This window comes from Candidatus Neomarinimicrobiota bacterium, assembly GCA_041154365.1.
GTDB classification, from domain to species: Bacteria; Fidelibacterota; Fidelibacteria; order Fidelibacterales; family Fidelibacteraceae; genus Fidelibacter; species Fidelibacter multiformis.
Genome location: AP035449.1, coordinates 230,625 through 248,394, shown reverse-complemented (window position 1 = coordinate 248,394; position 17,770 = coordinate 230,625). Strand labels below are relative to the sequence as shown.

Sequence of the window (17,770 nt, the reverse complement as noted above, 5' to 3'; positions counted from 1 at the left end):
CAGTTTGACCGGATTTAAATTTTCCCGGTGATCAAAGAAACAGTATCACCAATTGTCTGAACCTCATCGGCCTCATCATCCGAGACTTCAATATCAAATTCATCCTCAATGGCCAGAATAATGTCTACCAGCCGGGAAGAATTTACTTTCAGATCATTTAAAATATCTGTCTCTTCCGTTGCAGTTTTCAAGTCTTCTGCTTCACGCACATAGGGTTTGAGAATCTCAAGGACTTTCTCAAAGATGACTTTTTCTTCCATGGTTTCCTCCTTAACAGGCTTTCATTGTTGTTTTATTTGAATATTTATCCTTCATATTTCTGAAAAACGACACACGAATTAACGTCACCAAAACCAAAACTGGCTTTGATTAAAATATTAAAATCTTTTTCTATGGTGTCATGCACAACCCGCTTTTCATACGGCAGAATTTTTTCATGCAAATCCTCACAATTGATTGATCCATGAATGAATCCTTTGTGCACTTCGAGGAGGGAGGCAACACATTCAATTCCTCCTGCGGCTCCAAGACAATGTCCCACCAAAGATTTTGTTGAATGAATATATGGTAAATCAACGGGGGTCCGTTCCAAAGCCGCAGCCCAGTTTGCAAGCTCCAAAGGATCAGCCATTGTAGCTGTCAGGTGACCGTTTATGACATCGACATCACCGGGTCCGATACCTGCATGATGTAGAGCTGCACGAATACATCGCTGAACACCTTCTCCGTTTGGGGCGGACATGCTTCCGCCATTTCGCTGGCCTCCGGAATTGACAGCCCCTCCCAAAATCTCCCCATAAATCCGGGCACCCCGCTGTTGGGCACTATCCAGACTCTCAAGGAGGAGGATACCGGCTCCTGCACCTGGAATAAATCCTCCGGCAGTGGCACTCATGGGGCGGGATGCCTGTTCAGGCACCTCATTCTTCCCTGTGTTCAGGACCCTCATGGCATCGAAACCAGCCCATATATAGGGGGAAGATCCCTCGGCTCCGCCACACAACATTTTATCCGCTTTACCTTCGCGAATCCGTTCATATCCCATAATAACGGCTTCCGTGCCTGTCGAACAGGCACTGGAATTGGTCGTCACCTGATTTCCCAGAGCCAGGAGTCCACTCAACCGTGCTGACACCGAACTGGACATAGTTTGTTCCACAACGGCAGAACCCAGCCTTCTAGCCCTCCCCTCGTTCACTTTCGGAATAATGATACCCAAGGTGTCTGCACCTCCGATACCGGTTCCAACAATAGCTCCCGAATCCCAGTTGACCCGGTCATCATCTGGTAGAGGTATTTGCATACCGGCATCTGTCCAGGCATCTATAGCTGCAATACCTGCATAACGCATAGACTCATTAAGCACATGGAGAATATCTGCCGGAAAGTATTCTTCTGATATTTGATCAAGATTATCGGGAATCCCTCCGACGCGGCATCCAAACTTGAGTTTTTCCAGATGAGGAAGAAAACGGATTCCGCTTTTTCCCTCCCTTAGGGCTTTTTCAAAATCCTGTATGCCATGGGCATTGGGGGCAATGATACCCAACCCGGTGACAACAACACGTCTGTGATTCATACATTTGCTCCTATTCCGGCAAGGTGTCCCCGGGCTATCAATGTCCCGTCTTCCAGGGTCACCCATGCTTTACTTTTAATTTTACCCCGCCTGAAATATATCTTTTTCCCATGAATTAAAATTTTGCTTCCTGGCGGTACCACATTAAAGAATTCTATATCACATTCCGTAAAAAGAGTCACCTTGTTCAGATCTCCTCCGGTTACCATAGTTTCATATATCCCTAAAGCCACCACTGAAACCTGGGCCATCGCTTCAATCAGGATCACTCCGGGCATGGTGGGTCTTCCGGGAAAGTGTCCGGGAAAAAAGAATTCATCACCGGTTACCCTGTATTCACCGCTGATTTCTTCTGTTGACAGAGTATGAATTGCATCGACAAAGCGGAAGGGGTGTTTTTGAGGCATGGTTTCCAGGACTTTTTCCCTGATATGCACAGGAGCTTGTTTACTGTCCATCATTCCTCCTGAACCGTTTAAGAATCTTGTCAAGGGTTGATTCTTCGTGGGGTGGTAATCCTCCAATGGCGTGATCGGACCGGATTGGATAATCTGAATAGGCAATATCCTTAAAAATTCCGGCCTTGGCATTTTTCATGACATAGACCTGTTCGTCATCCACAAACACTTTTCCATTTCCCACAGCAATCATGGCTCCGGTTTCTCTGATTTCACTGAAACGACGGATTTCAATTTCGTAGCGGACGATCCGGTTATGGGGACGGATTTGTCCATTAAATTCCACGCTGTCACATCCCAGTGCACGGCCGGAACCGGTTGCACCATTCAACGAACAATAAAAGCCGATCAGTTGCCAGATGGCATCCAATCCAAGTATGCCCGGTTGAACAGGGTCACCCAGAAAATGACATTGAAAAAACCAATCATCAATCCGGATATCCTTTTCAGCCGTGATATGGCCACGCCGTCCACGTTTATCCACCCAGGTCACACGATCCATCATCAGGAGGGGTGGTGCAGGAAGACGCCCCATTTCTCCCGGCGCATCCTGAATCAAATGTCCATGTGCGAATGCAAGCAGATCCTCCTTTTCAAAGGATGTGCGTGTCAGAAAATCCTGATATTTCATCTTGTGTCTCCTTTGTCATCCGGCAACATGCTCACCCCCATCTACCCGGATGATATCACCGTTAATCCAGGCTGCTTCTTCTGTACATAAAAGGGCGATAACATTTGCCACATCTTCAGGGCGGGTAAGCCGTTTAAAGGGATTTCTCAGCATGGCTGAAGAAGCGATATGGGCATGTCCAGGAATATGGCGCAACGCCGGAGTATCTGTCACACCTGCCTGGATAATATTACTCCGGATCCCATAAGGGGCCATTTCAACGGCCAGGGATCTGGAAACGGATTCAAGAACTGCCTTTGCTGCGCTTACTGGTGCATATCCCTGCCAGGCAATACTGTTCCCCTCGCTGGTGAGTCCAAAAACCCGTGCATCCGACGCAAAGATGTTCCGTGAAAATATATCCTGAACCCATCCCAACAGGCTGGTTCCCATTGCATAAATCGTATTGGAAAAATCTTCTTCCGAAGCCAGCCGTTCCTGGTTGTATAAAGGAGGATCAGCCAGTGGATGGAGTCTGGAAACACCCACCGAAAACAGATCCTGAATAGCCGCTTCCAATTTATCAGCAGAGATCCCCAGTTTTTCTGCCAGCAGAGCCCTGGCAGATCTTTGTCCACCTTTATCCGGACACGGTGCAAGCAATTTTAAATTTCCAAAGGCAATGGAATGGAGCAGCATCCGGACCTTTTCTCCCTCCCCCATGTTTTCTTGTAACATATTTAATACATCCTGTCGAATCCCGGGATCCAGGGCATTTGTATTCACAGATAGGAATTTCACCCCAAAAGCACGAATGGCATCAAAGTCCTCTTCGATACGTTTCATGGAACCCCGGCGATCCCGGTGAATAGCACAAATATTCATTCCCTGGGAAGCCAGTTTTTTAGCTGTTGCCAGACCAAACCCACTGGATGCTCCCAGGATTACACCCCAGTACTGTTTATTTTCAAATTGCATGGTACCTCCATATTTTCCATACATACCATCGGCTTGCTGAAGAGAATCCATCACATCATGCATTGGCAGTTGATGCTGCCACCTGTGCACTTTTTTTCAGGACAATCTTCATTACCGGACCGTATTCAGCAAAGTACGGCCTCATTGTCGCTTATGTTACGTTCGGATTGGGTTCCCTCCCGTGTCCGAAGCGTGAAATAATATAAGGACAAGTGTTGATAGTGGAAAGGAAAACGTTTAAACGTTTAAAGGTTGAGACGGCAGTCAACAGTCGGCAGTGGACAGTCTGTAGTGGATTGATTCGATTGGGGGATTGGTACTTCACTACGCTCAGTGTTCAAACGCCTGCGGCGTTCAAAAATTCAAGCGGCACTTCGTGCCGTTTAATTGTTTCGCTGCGCTCAGCATTTCAGCACTGTTATGTAGTGTTCAAAAAAGAGGTCACCCATTGAAATCTGCAAAGCTAGGATTGAAGATCGAACGAAGTGAGATCATTGAACACTGCACAGCAGCATTTGAACACCGCAAAGCGGTGCTTGAACCTCTTGTCACACGTTACTCTTTCAGTCGACAGTCGGCAGTTGACCATTGACCATCCCTGAACCCCTGAGCCCATGAACCCATGAACCCCTGAACCAACTATCAGGAGCGCAGCGACGCTAACTTCAGACAGGCCACGGCCTGTCCCTGCTTCCAGCTTCCAACTTCTTATAAATGATTGGAATCTTTTTCCCTAACTGAAGCCGCATTATAAGAGATATGAAATATATGATATCGTTTAGGTAACCCCCCCCACCCCGGGGGTAAAATACACCGAAATGCGACTTGAAGCAAGATAATATTATTATTCATATATTTGTATTGATATATAATGCACCTTATTCTCTGATCTATCAAGTATATCATCTGATCAACTTAAAACAAACCGCTTATATTAATAATCTAAAATACATATCTTTGAAATGAGACATGATAAATGAAGAAAGGACGGTTACCCCGTCCTTTTCTTTATCTAAACTCCATCTCTGTGTAGTGACAGTGGCGTTGCCGTATCAACACTCAACACTCAAAACTCACCACTCAATACTCTTCATTCTACTCTCTACTCTCCACTCTCCACTCAAAACTCTTTGGAATAATTGTATTTTTCTTTGAGTTCTTCCAGTTTGACTTCAATGGCGGCATTCCGGAGTGATGAGAGTTCATTGGCCCGAAGGGAGTCACGAACCTCTTCAAAAGGCCGGGTTTCGGATTTCCTGTCCAGAATCTTGATAATATGATAACCGAACTGTGTTTCAACAATATCGGTGATGGATCCAACCGGTTCAGAAAAAGCAGCTTCATCAAATGCCGGGACCATCTGTCCACGGGAAAAATTCTCATAAAGGCCACCTTGTTCTTTTGAACCCGGATCTTCAGAATACTCTTCGGCTAACTCAGAAAAATCCTCTCCGGAACGGGCTCGTTTGAGTATCCCTTCCATCTTTTTCCGGGTTTCTGCCTTCTCTTCAGGATTCTGTCCCTGGGTTGAAAGCAAAATATGTCGGACCGATGCCGAGACCGGTTCCTTATAGGCTTCCCGCAGGACTTCCTCCGGGACATCAATTTCAGGATCAATCACCTGTTCCAGATAAGCCTGGAAAATCAGTCCATCCCGAATATCCTGCTGAACCATATCCATAGTAAATCCCTGGGATTCAATGTAATCTTTGAATGCTTCTTCCGAACCGCCAAAGCGGGGATTGGACCAAATCTGTTCCAGTTCAGCCTGGATATCTTCCTCAGGGACTTCAATCCCCTGATCGGCTGCATCCGCCATGAACATGTTTTTGTCCGCAAGAGAGACCGCAACCTGATTGATATAATTGACAATGTGCTCGGATGGAACTTCTGTAATGTCCAACTGCCCATTGACAGCCCTGTAGAGCTCCGGCATCACATCATAATTGGTAATATTCCCACAATCCAGGGCAATTAATGTCACTTTTTCATCAGGATTCAAAACCGGGACACTATCTGCCAGCGATTTGAAAAATGTATATTCCGGAGCACTCTTTGAATACAAAACATCTCCGGAATCTTTACTGCAACCAGCAATCAGTCCAAGGATGACCATCGATACAATCAAAACTTTTTTCATTGTGATTCCTTTTTGTTTACATCAGCGGTGAAAAATACAATATAACCGTTCAAATAACAATTTGAGAATTGAATTCTAATTTTGGTTTTTTATCATTCCGGGTGAGTTCAGGTAAAGTACGATAGCTTTCATAACAACCAGTGACCCACCCCACTGCCCAAAAAGTCTGCTTCCAAACTGTCAAATGACACACAATCTCTTTCTAATACCGGCTCAACATCTTCTTGTTCCAGGTTATTTGTTTTTTTGCATATTGCCGCGTCCGGATATTGATCCACTCTTCGGCTTCTTCCAGGCTACATTCACCCCGGATATGGGCGATCATCTCTTTATAACCTACAGTGTTCAGGGCATTGAGAGACGGACTATAGCCTTTATCCAGCAAAGAGCGAACTTCTTTTTCAAAGCCCATTTCGATCATCTGCCGGGTCCTGATTTCAATACGCTTCCAGAGCGTTTTACGGGGAATGTCTGTAACAATAAACCGGTATTCCCATGGGAAAGATTTGTCCTGAGATTCAAAATATTCAGTAGGTGTCTTTCCTGTCTGCTCAATGATCTCCCAGGCTCTCGATATACGGCGGATATTATTGGGGTCAATTTTTTTTCCATACTTGGGATCACACTCCTGCAAACGTTGCCAGAGGATATCCCACCCTTCGGTTTCACCTCTCTGGCGGATTAATGAGCGGATTTTTGGGTCTGCTTTTTCTCCTTCAGGAATGAAACCCAACATGGCCTGGATATACAGGCCACTGCCACCACAGACAATAACCGGGCGATTTTCTTTCATAAAAGTGTCCATCAATTTCCGGGCATCCCGTCCAAATTCACCGGCACTGTAGTTCTGCGTGGGATCCAGAAAATCCATGAGATAATGAGGTATGCCTTTTTGTTCTTCCGGTGTCGGCTTGGCAGTGCCGATATCCATGTATTTATATACCTGCCGGCTGTCGGCAGAAATGATCACACCCTTCTTTTCCAGTGCCATACGGACGGCCATTTCGGATTTTCCCGAAGCAGTTGGTCCTGTAATAATAATAAGTTCCGGCTGAATCATATTTTTTTTTGTTTGACCCGTAAATAGTAACTGAAAACAAAAGCAGTAATGAATAATCCTGCCAAAACGATACTTTCGCTCAATAAGACTCCCGGATACCCTTCATAACGGATTTGGGTATAACCATTGGCAGCAAAGAAAGGTAGTATCACAAAGGGGATGGCAGAAGGCATCGCCCGGAAAACAATCCGGTATACCCAGGCAGACAACAGAAAGATCAGCAGTCCGGTAACAAACCAGCTTGTTATTGTATCCATGAAAAAAAGGGCTGAAAAGCCGAATCCGGCAGCGAGAAACACCAGATACCCGTAAACACGCCTACGGACTCCCCCTCCTGTCAGTCTATCTACTCCCCGAAAAAGTATCATAAACACAAGACATAGGATTGAAAAAATCCATAAACGGGTGACAAGAAGATGTCCAGCGGGAACGCGGGCATTAAGAGCTGAATAATCAGCCCAGGCCGGTTGATAAAAGGTTAGTCTGCTATGAACCAGAGCCAATATCCCCAAGCTCCATAATCCGGCGGAAAAACCGATCCACATTGAGGGCTTATCCCGCATGTGATCCGATTCAAAATCACGGATTAATAGAAAAAGCAGGGGCAGGCAAAAGGCCAACACCAGATTTCGGATCACACCAAAGGCGACCCAACGAAATATCTGTCCCTGTAAGGGTTCAGCCGGATTCAGACCAAAGCGTGTATCAGGCCATGTGTTCCACAGATGAAAGAGACCTGCCAATAAGACAACTCCTCCCAAAAGGATCCATATTTTTTGAGACACATGGTCATGATAATCACTTTGATACGCAGATATTGCTGTCACAATAAAGAGAATAAATAAGAAAACCACAGACAGGATTTGTATCAGATTCCGAAGAGTCTCCCGGTTCCGCTCGTCCCTTTCCCATTGTTCCGGAATGTGGATGTATCCCGGATTGTATTGGCTTATCTCGTTTCCGGAAACTGTTACATTCACCCTTCCTTCTCCTGTATTCAGGGGATATCTCAGGGTATCAGCCCAAGTAAAGGTCCAGTCTGTTCGATTCGGCATTTTTTGGGGAGTAACGGATATATTTTTCAGCAAACGGGGATCGAGTCCCAGACGGGCCCGTAGGAAAGCATGGGCAGATTTTTCTGCTTCCTTTTCAGAGAGGGACGGGGCGGGGCGGGCTTCCGGCAGGCGGTGGATGAAACGGCGGATTTCGCCGTCCCCCACAACATAAATTCTGAACTCTTCAGCCCTTTCCGGCACATCCCCGGAGAAGCGTGCATATCGGACAACCCAGGCGGGGCCGGAAAGGAAGGATCCCATAAGTTGCCGGTACCCCGTTTCACCACCGATCTGCCGGGCGAAGCGGCCTTCCCGTTCCTGTGGTTTCACCACCCGTTCACTCACCATCCACACACTATCTGCAAGCTCAAAACCCCGTTCGGCCAGGGCCGCTTCGGAGGCCCTCCGGGCCTCAGCCCGCCCCGCCCCCAACCCGGGATCCTCATTTTCAAAGGATGTGTGATGGTACCAAATCACAAGAAAAATGAGTCCGGAAAGAAATAAAAATCCTCTCGCCATGGGAGTTATCCGACCTGTTTTCAGAGGTAGTTCCGGTGATTTTTCTTTTTCAGGGATTTTCACAACATGGTTACCATTCAGAAATGAGGTTTTAATTTCCTGTTTCCCGAGTCTTAAACGGTGAAAATAAATGATCCCCAAGGGAAAAAGAGTCAGCAGGATCACCAGAATCCTATGTATCCCACTCCCCGGAGCCGATGTGTTAAAAAGGGGCAAGGATATCCACACGACATCATACACAAAATGCAGAATCACACCGGGAAGGAGTCCGTAATGAAGATAAAGGAAGCCAAAAGCAAGGGATGGGATAAAAAGCTCCACGACCCGTGCAAAGGCGGGTTGATTGGCATAGGAGGCGTGGGCTGCCCCAAAGATCAAGGCCTGTATCACCAGGGCGGCACCGATCCACCATTTTTTTCCGCCGAATCTTTGTCCCAGGAGTGCTGCACCGGCAAGAGGGATCGCCCTGAAGAGAGCTTCTTCCCAGAATCCGGCCTGGAGAGAAATGGCCAAAGGATTCAACCAGGGCAGGATATGCGCCAGGATATTGGGATCATAAAGGGGACTGGCCGGAGACCACCAATTCCAATGACGGGATACCATCAAATAAAAAAGTGTGGAAAAACCAAAAAATATCCCTGTAGACAAAATCCCAATCCAGGTTTGTTTATGTACATCTCCTGTCGCAGCAACCGGTCCACTCCATGCTTTCCACAAACGTATCTGCCCGGGAAAAGCCATGCGTGTGAGTCCTTCAGCCACAGCAAAAGTAAGGGCCATGACACAAGCCAGTACCATTCCTGAAAGAATGAAGCCAAAAACCTGTTGAAATACAAAACCGCTTTTTGAGAGAGCCGTATCATAGTTCATCCAAATCAGAGGCCATTGATTAAAAAGAGCAGCAATCTGCAGGATGGCAATTCCCCCTCCCCAATAAAGAGCCGGTTTCCATTTTACGGCATGTCGTTTTAAAAGGAAGTATAATCCTGCCAATCCCCCTACCCCCAGAAAGAGAAACATCGCCACCAATCCCACATGTGCAATCGTCCGGTTTGCGGCCCTCATATTTTCATATCGCAGGAGAAAGGCTTCGGGCACGTCTACATACTGTTTTATCTGGGTAACTTGATTTCCGGTAACCGTAAAACGGATTCGATACCGGCCTTCCTTCCCCAGGGTAACATCCGGACGTTCATAGACGAACACATGATCCAACCGCCCACCGGGTTTAATTTCCGACGAGACTTCCACTTCCTCATAAGCCTGAAGGGGAATATTTAAACGACTGGATATATCAGCAACCCGTGCCCGTGCTTCCGGTTCAGATAGTCTCGGGCCGGGCTCATCCTCCGGGACTTTTTGGTAGAATCCATACACCTTTCCATTGGGAGTCAGACGAACCAGACATTCTGCTTCCTGGCGTTCCTGAAAAAATCGGACAAGCCAGGTGTAGGGTTCATACAGGGTATCCGCAAGCATCTCTCCGAAAGCCTCTTTTCCGCCAGCCTCCAATTCAGTATAATACTGGACTTCCCGATCCAGATCAAAGCGGACTGCAGTCCGCATATCATGTACAGAAAACCCTTGAGATTCAGCTGTTTGCCTTGCAATGCCAACGGCTTCTTCCCTGTCTGTTTCTACCTGAACATTCACAACAGGGAATGCCTCCGTAAATTTTAACCACGCATAGGCACTACCTAAGAAAAAGAGGGTCATAAAGAGAGGCCATACGATGAGAGATTTATTCCGTCTCATGTGATTTCCCTTAATTTCTTTCAAACCGGCGGTCCAGTTCATTCAGTGTAACCCGGATAATCACCGGTTTTCCGGAAGGAGACAGATACGGATTTTCCGTTTGAAACAGCTCGTCTGTGAGTCTTTGCATTTCAGCGGGAGTCAGTTCTTCACCTCTTCGGACTGCCGCTCTTTCGGCATAGGCGAGAGCAATTTTTTCGCTGACTGGATTGTGTAAGCGGCGGGAATTTTTATAATCGTCCAGAATCTGCAAAACGACTTTCCCTTCTTCGAGCCATTGCAAATCCGCCGGGACAGCTTCAATGAGGATTGAATACCTGCCGAATTCCCGCATGGAAAATCCCAGTTTTTCCAGAGACGGTACCATTTCCAACAGGATGGAAAAATCGTCCGGGGACAATTCAAGGGTTACGGGAAACAGAAGTTGTTGGCTGGCGGAAGATGAAGCTTGTTTCAGAGCTTTGATCGCTCTGTCATACAGAATACGGGTATGGGCTGCCCGTTGATCAATAACAACCACTCCACTGGAAATTTGTGTAAAGATATACTTCCCGTGAGCCTGCCAGAAATTCCGTTCAGTCAACAGGGGATGTGTATCATCCGGAGCAGCCTCTGTGATGCTTTTTTCAAAACGTCGTATCCGTTCATCCAGTGAAAAATCTTTAGCTGAAAATGAAGACTTATTCATCCCCTTGATCAATGTATCCCTTTCATCCTTCCCGGAAAACGAAAGCTGTTCCCCTTCGAGCCGGGGAGGTGCAGCGGCAGGTACAGACCTTTTCCCAGAGAAAAAATCCTGTTCATTCAATTCGCCGGATTGGCTGATTCCGGATGAATCTCCTGTCCACTCTTTCATTGCCACTTCACAGCTCCGGCGTATAAATTGATAGATCTGCCACTCACTTCTGAATTTCACCTCGGTTTTTGCCGGATGAACATTCACATCCACTTCTGTAGGCGGCAGTGAGAGATAAAGGACGAAAAAGGGAAATTCTCCTTTATCCAGGTGACCACCGTATGCAGCGTAAACAGCACTGTTCATCATCCGGTCGGTCACCAGCCTTCCGTTTACATAGAGATACTGCTCACCGCTTTTCCGACGGACCAGTTCCCGGGTACCCATAAACCCTTTCAGAGTCAGGGGTGGTTCTTCCTCGTGAACCGTTATACAATTTTCCGTCAATCGTTTAGAAAATATCCGGTTCAGCCGGGATGATAGATCTTCCGGCGGCAAAATGTAGACATCCTTTTCATTGGCACTCAGGTGAAAACGAATATTGGGTCGGGCTAAAGCAAAGCGCCGGACAATTTCCACAATATGTCGGTATTCTGCATTCGCTGATTTAAGAAATTTTTTTCTTGCCGGTGTGTTGAAAAAAAGGTTCCGAACAGCTATGGATGTCCCCCGTTTCATGGCGGCACCTTCCAGCCGATCCACTTTTCCACCATTGATTAAAAGCCTGAATCCTTCCCCCATGTCGTTATTGCAGGTTCTGGCATCGATACGGGATACGGATGCAATACTGGCAAGCGCTTCGCCCCTGAATCCCAGTGTTTTGATAGCAGTAAGATCTTCCATATCAAAGAGTTTACTTGTTGCATGTTGTTCAAATGCCAGCAACAAATCATCCCGGTCCATTCCACTGCCATTATCCACAACCCGGATTAACTCACGTCCTCCGTCTTCAATTTGAATTACTATGTCCGTTGCATTCGCATCCAGACTGTTTTCAATCAACTCTTTGACAACGGAAGCAGGCCTTTGTACCACTTCGCCGGCCGCTATACGATTACTTAACAATTCGGACATGATTTGTATGACAGGCACAGGACTCTCCATACTTTTTGTGCAAAGGGGAAATTACGGTTAAAGGGATGAGAATTCAATTGCGAAAGAATGGTAACAGGTACTCAATCATATTCACAACGTACTATATATTATTAATAATATTATCTTGTTTTTGACTATATCGGGTGTTATTTTGTCCCCGGGGGGGTGTAAAATAGAATTTATCTTATATATTGGAGACACTATTTTTATGAAAAACTCCGGAGATGGATTAACATGCTCATGCAATTCAGCTTCTTGTTTTATAACCTTGTCCAGGAGATTCTGTTCTTGATTCATAAGTCCAGAATCAATAACGTCACCACATGAGCACTGAACATCCCAAGATCCTCCTCCATACCTGTTGCGCCCCTTGCGCCACGGCTTCTACACTCCGGTTGATAAAAGACGACTATGATGTGACCTTTTTTTTCAGCAATTCCAATATATTCCCCCGGGAAGAGTATGAAAAACGATTAAAATACGCCCGGAAACTGGCGGAAATGTTGAATGTTCCCCTTATAGAAGATGATTATAATCATGCATCCTGGCGGCAATGGATTCGCGGATTTGAAAGAGAACCGGAACGGGGCAAACGATGTGAAAAATGTTTTTATTACAGTCTTGAGCGGACTTCAATAAAAGCAAAAAAACTTCACATTCCTTACTTTACCACCACTTTAACCATCAGTCCATATAAAATTTCTCCTGTCATTTTCCAAATCGGCCGGCAATTCCCTGGTTTTGTAGAATATAATTTCAAGAAACAGGATGGGTATAAAAAAAGTATTGAACTCAGTCGGAAATGGGATTTATACCGACAAAATTATTGTGGGTGTGAATACTCTATGGGAGTGGAGAGTTGAGAGTAGAGAGTATTGAGTTAGAGTTGTGAGTTGTGAGTTGTGAGTTGTGAGTTTGGAATATTAGGTTAAAAGAAAAGGGGCGGAATGATCCGCCCCTTTTCATATTGTTTGATAAATGCATGAACTCATCATTGAATTCATCATTTATCATTCATCATTCATCATTATTTAAGCAGTGTCATATTCCGAACTTTAACCACATTTCCTGCTTTCATCCGATAGATATAAGAACCGGATGCAACTTTTCGGCCATTCATGTCGGTTCCATCCCAGACAAAGGAATGATTACCTGCATTCAGATGTGAATTTACAAGAACTTTCACTTCTTTTCCGGTAATATCATAGATGGCAAGATTCACGTGTTCTGCCGTTGGAATATGGATTGAGAGTGTCGTAGACGGGTTGAAGGGATTGGGGAAGTTCTGTTCAAGTTTATAGGCAAAAGGCAGTAAGGGATTGCTTTTATCAATGCTGTTTGCAATTTGCGGATCCATGACAATAATGGGATAAGAAATATGATCGAAAAAAGGTTCTACCCCTTCATCATAAGGCACACTGGATGTATAAACAACTTCCAGATACTCATCGTCGTCCATATTGGCCACATCTATCACATCCCAAATACCTGTCAAGCCATCATCATAGGCTGTATCGACAAATGAGAGTTCCCAATTATCCGGTGATGTAATATCTCCTCCCTTATGAGAGAGAAAGAAAATCATCGCATTGGGTGGACCGGAATATCTGGAGCCAAAAACAAAGTCCAGATTTCCATCTGCATCAATGTCACCATGTGAACCACCCGTCAACCGGCCACCATTCAGATAAGATTCTGTGCTTATATCAAAAAGTCCGGTTCTTTTCAGGGTATCCGCTTCCTCCTGGAGGAGCCAGAGATGACGGGTATCATCTCCGTAATAGTATTCACCAGTAATGGCTTCTTTTGTCCCGTCTCCGTCAATATCAGCTGTTTGTGCAGCTCTGAAAGAAATACCACCGGGCAGAGGTGACAATTCAGAATATTCCCAGTCACTGCCGTTCCAGGTTGTCTTGCTGATGACTACCTCATCAAAAGTATAGAAAGAGGGTTCTATCACAACGACATCCCATTTGTTATCTCCACCATAGGTAAAATCCTGAGCTGTCGCTTCAACTTCCCATGTTTCTGAACCATCGCCGGCATCGGGAACATCACTGACCGTAATGACGCCAAAATGATACCCACTGTTGTTACCGGTACGGTCCGCAAAGATAATCCGTTTCACACCGTCCCCTTTGATATCCGCAACATCCATATCAAAAAGTCGGAGGTTTAAATTATCCTGATCCGTGATTGTCCAGGCTGCATTCGGGGCATAACCGCCTGCTCCGTCATCAACACCGAACAGATCCGAGTCGCCACCTTGATGTTCGTAAATCAGAACTCTGTAGGGATTTGCTTCCGTTGCAAAATTGTTGACGACTGACCAAATGAGTTCCATTTTGCCGTCGCCATCCAAATCGTCCAAAAGAAGCGGTGGCCAGGTGTTCTGGGCGTCTACAGGAGCCACGGCACTCCATACCACTTCCCAGCCTCCTGATCCGTCTTCTTCCAGCTTATAGATCCTAGGAATTAGCTCACTGGGGTCGTCGTTCCAGTTATCATTCACGAGGTAAATTTCTTTTTTACCATCGCCATCCACATCCTCTCCGGCAACCATATTCCCTGTACCACCATTATTCAATGCCGAATCAGGCATCGAAATTTCCTGTACACGGGAAAAATCAATTGCGAAAAGGGAGGTTGTTACGAAAAGAGCTAAAATAACTACGCTAACAATTCGTTTCATTTGTTTCTCCTTTTCTCGTTTTCTTTTTCATTTCAATATAACCTTTTTTAAAAGGATATACCCAGGGAAAACCTGTGACTGTTGGTTAACAGTCCCAAATCAGAATATGCGTAATCAATGCAGAGGGTCGTCCAATCCATGACCGCCATCCGGAGGCCGGCACCCAGAGTGAGTCCGCCTTCATCGGAAGCAAATTTATAACCACTCCGAAGCGTTACCATTTCCCGGAAAGCATATTCTACGCCAAGGTTGTATTGTTCAACATTATTATTGGGGTGAATCATATCTCCGGCAGCCGTGAGTCTGTGATCCATCTTATTCATCAGATCGATACTGGTTCCAAAACGGAACATGACCGGCAGAGAATAGGTCTCAAATTCTTTGGGAACCTGGGGATCCGGAAGGTAGGATTGCTGATCGGAATAATCGATGTAATCACCGCTAAAGCGAATTTCCGGTCCGAAATGCATGATGGACATACCCAGTTTTAATCCATGAAAACCAGTCCGGTAAATGGATCCCAAATCCAGAGACCATGCACTGTATCCATGGTCCAGGTACTCTTCGCGAACCAGCTTTCCGGTTAATCCTACAGAGACGCGATCCGTAAGATATCGGGCATAAGAGAGTCCCAGCGTATAGTTGGACAGGGAGAAAAAGTCTCCTGTCCCGTTGGGAGCGTCCAGGGAGGTGATTTCCATATCATCGGTCATCAGATAAACAGAACTGATGGCGAATGTCCCCAAGTTACCGAAAGTCATGGAGAGTGCCGCTCCACCGAAAGCCATATCTGCCGGCCATTGGGTTTGGGATACGAAGAGTTGATTGTTTCCTCCGTCCACCAGTCCGGCAGGATTCCAGAAAACGGCTTCGGCACCGGAAGCCCCGGTTGTATAGGCTTCGCCCATGGCAGCTCCCTTTGCCCCCATGCCGATTTCCATAAATTGTCCCACAACAGTCCCTACAGGTGCAAATGTTTCACCTGGAGTCACTGTTACCATGAGCACAATTAGCAGGATAAGTATCAACGATTTATTTTGCATAATTCTATCCTCTTTTTCGCATTACCGGACAACGACAAATTTACCGACTTTAGTCCCCAGAGAAGGTGAATCCACTACATACATATAGATTCCCGGGGCCGCTTCCTGATCATTGCGGGTCAACAGATCCCATTCGGCGACAGAATCCCGGGCATCCGGATATCCTTCACCAATGCGGACCGTTTCTCCGGCATGGATTTCATCAACAAAATCCCCGTCTATTGTAAAGATTTTAATCGTCGCATCGGCAGGTAGGTTGATGAACTGCAGTCGATGTTCCCAGGGATTTGCACTGCTGGGAATCCGGTTATTCCATATCGCACTGCCCACATAGGGGTTGGGCACAACTTTGACATCATCCAGGTTTTCTGTCGCAACCGGGGTTGCCGGTGATATCGGATAGTAGGCATTTGGATCCCGCATGGATGTGGCCTGAACACCAATGGGCGGATCGATGATTTCAACACTAACCGATTGGACTGTGTAGTAATAATCAAACCCAAATTCTACATTACTGTCAAAAATTTTGTATACTGATGCTTTTTTACCCAGTGGCGGCGGCCAGGTTTCATCGACCATAAAGGTGTCGATGGGAACCCAGAGGAGATCGCCCGTTGCCGTCTTTTCACTGGCTTTGTAAGCAATATATCCGGCAAAATTGGGATGAGATTCAGGAGAATCATCCCATAAAAGATGAACACCCTGGAATTCACCGGCTTCATTTACTACTTCTTCCACTTCCACATTCGGTGCCGGAGGAATCAATTCATCAATGGGAATATCGTAATCATGATCGACCATATATTTCGCCATTTTCATGATATTCACAAATTCCACAAGGCTGTGTACCCCTCCGCTGTCCGGATCGCTGCCTACAGCCAGGGCTGTTGTCACTTTCAAGGTGTCTCCTGCTTTAAAGACATCCATGGGACCAAAGGTCAGGATACCCCGGTAATCGAGGGGATAGGGAAGATTGTTCCGGGGATCAATCAGCAAATCCTCAAAGGTAGGATCTGAAATCATCCTGTCCCATGTTTCCTGATCCGTACCCGGATCGTTATAGATGTGGCAGGTATGAAACGAATGAGGTTTCAGCTTTGGTTCAGTTTTTAAAATTCTCAAGCCCAGAACACCGGGTGTCTGAAGAGTCCCGTCTTCTGCCGGATTGCCAAAATCATCGGGGTGGCCATCAAAAGCATCAAATTCAGGGTTATCTCCATCAAACATCATAATCATGGAACTGTCGATCTCTTCAATGGTCAGGCCGTGATCCCGTCCCTGCATCTGAGGGAAAGCTTCGATCCATTCCCAGTCCACACCGTTACTCACAACATGGTCATCCTGGTTGGAAAAGCGGTATTCTGCCCCCCAGTGGGGAAGTTTGCTCACATCACCATCAAAACGGATGGTAAAGTAAAATTCATCCAGATCCCGGTCTGTATCAGGATATCCGTCTCCATCCGTATCAATCCCCACATTAATGATGTCATACTCATAAATAATAAAATCCGATGCGAAATCGGCACTCCAGGCATAGGTCCTTTCGATCACTTTCACGCCCAGGGGAAAGTGATTACTTGCCAAAGGAGCATTGACATCATAGTATTCTGCGTAGGATTCCTGTTCAGCTTTTTGAGCCTCATCGCCTGTATACATAGTAACAGGAGTTAGGGGGGAAAATTCCTGGTCATCCCCCTGTGTGGAATGGAATTCTCCGTCGACAAAGGCAGACAACCAGATTGTGCCCCTATACAGGTAGGAATTTCCCGTACCACCTGGATAATCACAGGATGGAGTTCTGTCTGTATAGGCATCATCGCCCATATAGCTGAAATTCGTAATCCGGTTCCACAAAACACCGATCTTATGCCAGTCCCAATCCGATTCCACAATGGGGCTGTCGGCTGTGTAAGCATCTTTCCGCATAAGAAAGTGATTTTTTTCAGCATCTGCGCCATTAAGAACCGGACTCATGAGCAATATCAGCACAAGGCCCGTTAATAATATTTTATGTTGTTTCATGATCATTCATGACCTCCCGTTCACTGAG

Annotated in this window: 13 protein-coding genes; 1 reads left to right on the top strand and 12 read right to left on the bottom strand. The window is 46.1% G+C overall.

Annotation, left to right across the window (positions count from 1 at the left end; all coding sequences use genetic code 11):
• Positions 1 to 14 precede the first annotated feature (14 nt).
• The 9 genes from strainIA91_RS01045 to mutL all read right to left on the bottom strand — a co-directional run bounded on the left by strainIA91_RS01045 (position 15) and on the right by mutL (position 11,982).
• Positions 15 to 260 (bottom strand): phosphopantetheine-binding protein, encoded by a 246-nt coding sequence (locus tag strainIA91_RS01045; protein WP_400167240.1) that lies wholly within the window; start codon positions 258 to 260, stop codon positions 15 to 17.
• 44 nt (positions 261 to 304) lie between these two features.
• Positions 305 to 1,579: a beta-ketoacyl-[acyl-carrier-protein] synthase family protein gene (locus strainIA91_RS01040; protein ID WP_400167239.1), complete on the bottom strand. Its 1,275-nt coding sequence runs from the start codon at positions 1,577 to 1,579 to the stop codon at positions 305 to 307.
• Positions 1,576 to 2,040 carry a 3-hydroxyacyl-ACP dehydratase FabZ family protein gene (locus strainIA91_RS01035; protein WP_400167238.1) on the bottom strand — a complete coding sequence of 155 codons (465 nt, stop codon included), beginning with the start codon at positions 2,038 to 2,040 and terminating at the stop codon, positions 1,576 to 1,578. Before strainIA91_RS01035 ends, strainIA91_RS01040 begins: the two co-directional genes overlap by 4 nt.
• The gene (gene fabA, locus strainIA91_RS01030; protein WP_400167237.1) at positions 2,027 to 2,668 is read right to left on the bottom strand and encodes a bifunctional 3-hydroxydecanoyl-ACP dehydratase/trans-2-decenoyl-ACP isomerase; all 642 of its coding nucleotides are present in this window, start codon (positions 2,666 to 2,668) and stop codon (positions 2,027 to 2,029) included. Before fabA ends, strainIA91_RS01035 begins: the two co-directional genes overlap by 14 nt.
• A 15-nt stretch (positions 2,669 to 2,683) precedes the next feature.
• Entirely contained in the window at positions 2,684 to 3,715 is a 1,032-nt protein-coding gene (locus tag strainIA91_RS01025; protein ID WP_400167236.1) for an SDR family oxidoreductase, read from the bottom strand.
• A gap of 1,030 nt (positions 3,716 to 4,745) precedes the next feature.
• Positions 4,746 to 5,765, bottom strand: a complete 1,020-nt coding sequence (locus strainIA91_RS01020; protein ID WP_400167235.1) for a peptidylprolyl isomerase — start codon at positions 5,763 to 5,765, stop codon at positions 4,746 to 4,748.
• A gap of 202 nt (positions 5,766 to 5,967) precedes the next feature.
• Positions 5,968 to 6,825 carry a tRNA (adenosine(37)-N6)-dimethylallyltransferase MiaA gene (gene miaA, locus strainIA91_RS01015; RefSeq protein ID WP_400167234.1) on the bottom strand — a complete coding sequence of 286 codons (858 nt, stop codon included), beginning with the start codon at positions 6,823 to 6,825 and terminating at the stop codon, positions 5,968 to 5,970.
• Positions 6,822 to 10,154 carry a CPBP family intramembrane glutamic endopeptidase gene (locus tag strainIA91_RS01010; RefSeq protein WP_400167232.1) on the bottom strand — a complete coding sequence of 1,111 codons (3,333 nt, stop codon included), beginning with the start codon at positions 10,152 to 10,154 and terminating at the stop codon, positions 6,822 to 6,824. The genes miaA and strainIA91_RS01010 overlap by 4 nt, the downstream gene beginning before the upstream one ends.
• Positions 10,155 to 10,164: 10 nt before the next feature.
• Complete coding sequence (gene mutL / locus strainIA91_RS01005; protein WP_400167231.1) at positions 10,165 to 11,982, bottom strand: DNA mismatch repair endonuclease MutL; 1,818 nt, start codon at positions 11,980 to 11,982, stop codon at positions 10,165 to 10,167.
• Between the two features lie 326 nt (positions 11,983 to 12,308).
• Here mutL and strainIA91_RS01000 point away from each other — a divergent pair, with 326 nt between their 5' ends.
• Positions 12,309 to 12,848, top strand: a complete 540-nt coding sequence (locus tag strainIA91_RS01000; protein ID WP_400167230.1) for an epoxyqueuosine reductase QueH — start codon at positions 12,309 to 12,311, stop codon at positions 12,846 to 12,848.
• Between the two features lie 164 nt (positions 12,849 to 13,012).
• Here strainIA91_RS01000 and strainIA91_RS00995 read toward each other — a convergent pair whose 3' ends face one another.
• The 3 genes from strainIA91_RS00995 to strainIA91_RS00985 are packed head-to-tail and all read right to left on the bottom strand — an operon-like array spanning position 13,013 to position 17,742.
• A complete protein-coding gene (locus tag strainIA91_RS00995) occupies positions 13,013 to 14,677 on the bottom strand; it encodes a FlgD immunoglobulin-like domain containing protein (protein WP_400167229.1) in 1,665 nt (554 codons plus the stop codon).
• 47 nt (positions 14,678 to 14,724) lie between these two features.
• Positions 14,725 to 15,720 (bottom strand): PorV/PorQ family protein, encoded by a 996-nt coding sequence (locus tag strainIA91_RS00990; protein WP_400167228.1) that lies wholly within the window; start codon positions 15,718 to 15,720, stop codon positions 14,725 to 14,727.
• 21 nt (positions 15,721 to 15,741) lie between these two features.
• The gene (locus strainIA91_RS00985; RefSeq protein ID WP_400167227.1) at positions 15,742 to 17,742 is read right to left on the bottom strand and encodes a hypothetical protein; all 2,001 of its coding nucleotides are present in this window, start codon (positions 17,740 to 17,742) and stop codon (positions 15,742 to 15,744) included.
• Positions 17,743 to 17,770 lie beyond the last annotated feature (28 nt).

Coding starts and splice junctions, on each gene's coding strand:
- strainIA91_RS01035 (WP_400167238.1), bottom strand. CDS start 2,040: ATGATGGACAGTAAACAAGCTCCTGTGCATATCAGGGAAAAAGTCCTG.
- strainIA91_RS01045 (WP_400167240.1), bottom strand. CDS start 260: ATGGAAGAAAAAGTCATCTTTGAGAAAGTCCTTGAGATTCTCAAACCC.
- fabA (WP_400167237.1), bottom strand. CDS start 2,668: ATGAAATATCAGGATTTTCTGACACGCACATCCTTTGAAAAGGAGGAT.
- strainIA91_RS00985 (WP_400167227.1), bottom strand. CDS start 17,742: ATGAAACAACATAAAATATTATTAACGGGCCTTGTGCTGATATTGCTC.
- miaA (WP_400167234.1), bottom strand. CDS start 6,825: ATGATTCAGCCGGAACTTATTATTATTACAGGACCAACTGCTTCGGGA.
- strainIA91_RS00990 (WP_400167228.1), bottom strand. CDS start 15,720: ATGCAAAATAAATCGTTGATACTTATCCTGCTAATTGTGCTCATGGTA.
- strainIA91_RS01020 (WP_400167235.1), bottom strand. CDS start 5,765: ATGAAAAAAGTTTTGATTGTATCGATGGTCATCCTTGGACTGATTGCT.
- strainIA91_RS01000 (WP_400167230.1), top strand. CDS start 12,309: ATGAGCACTGAACATCCCAAGATCCTCCTCCATACCTGTTGCGCCCCT.
- strainIA91_RS01040 (WP_400167239.1), bottom strand. CDS start 1,579: ATGAATCACAGACGTGTTGTTGTCACCGGGTTGGGTATCATTGCCCCC.
- strainIA91_RS01010 (WP_400167232.1), bottom strand. CDS start 10,154: ATGAGACGGAATAAATCTCTCATCGTATGGCCTCTCTTTATGACCCTC.
- strainIA91_RS00995 (WP_400167229.1), bottom strand. CDS start 14,677: ATGAAACGAATTGTTAGCGTAGTTATTTTAGCTCTTTTCGTAACAACC.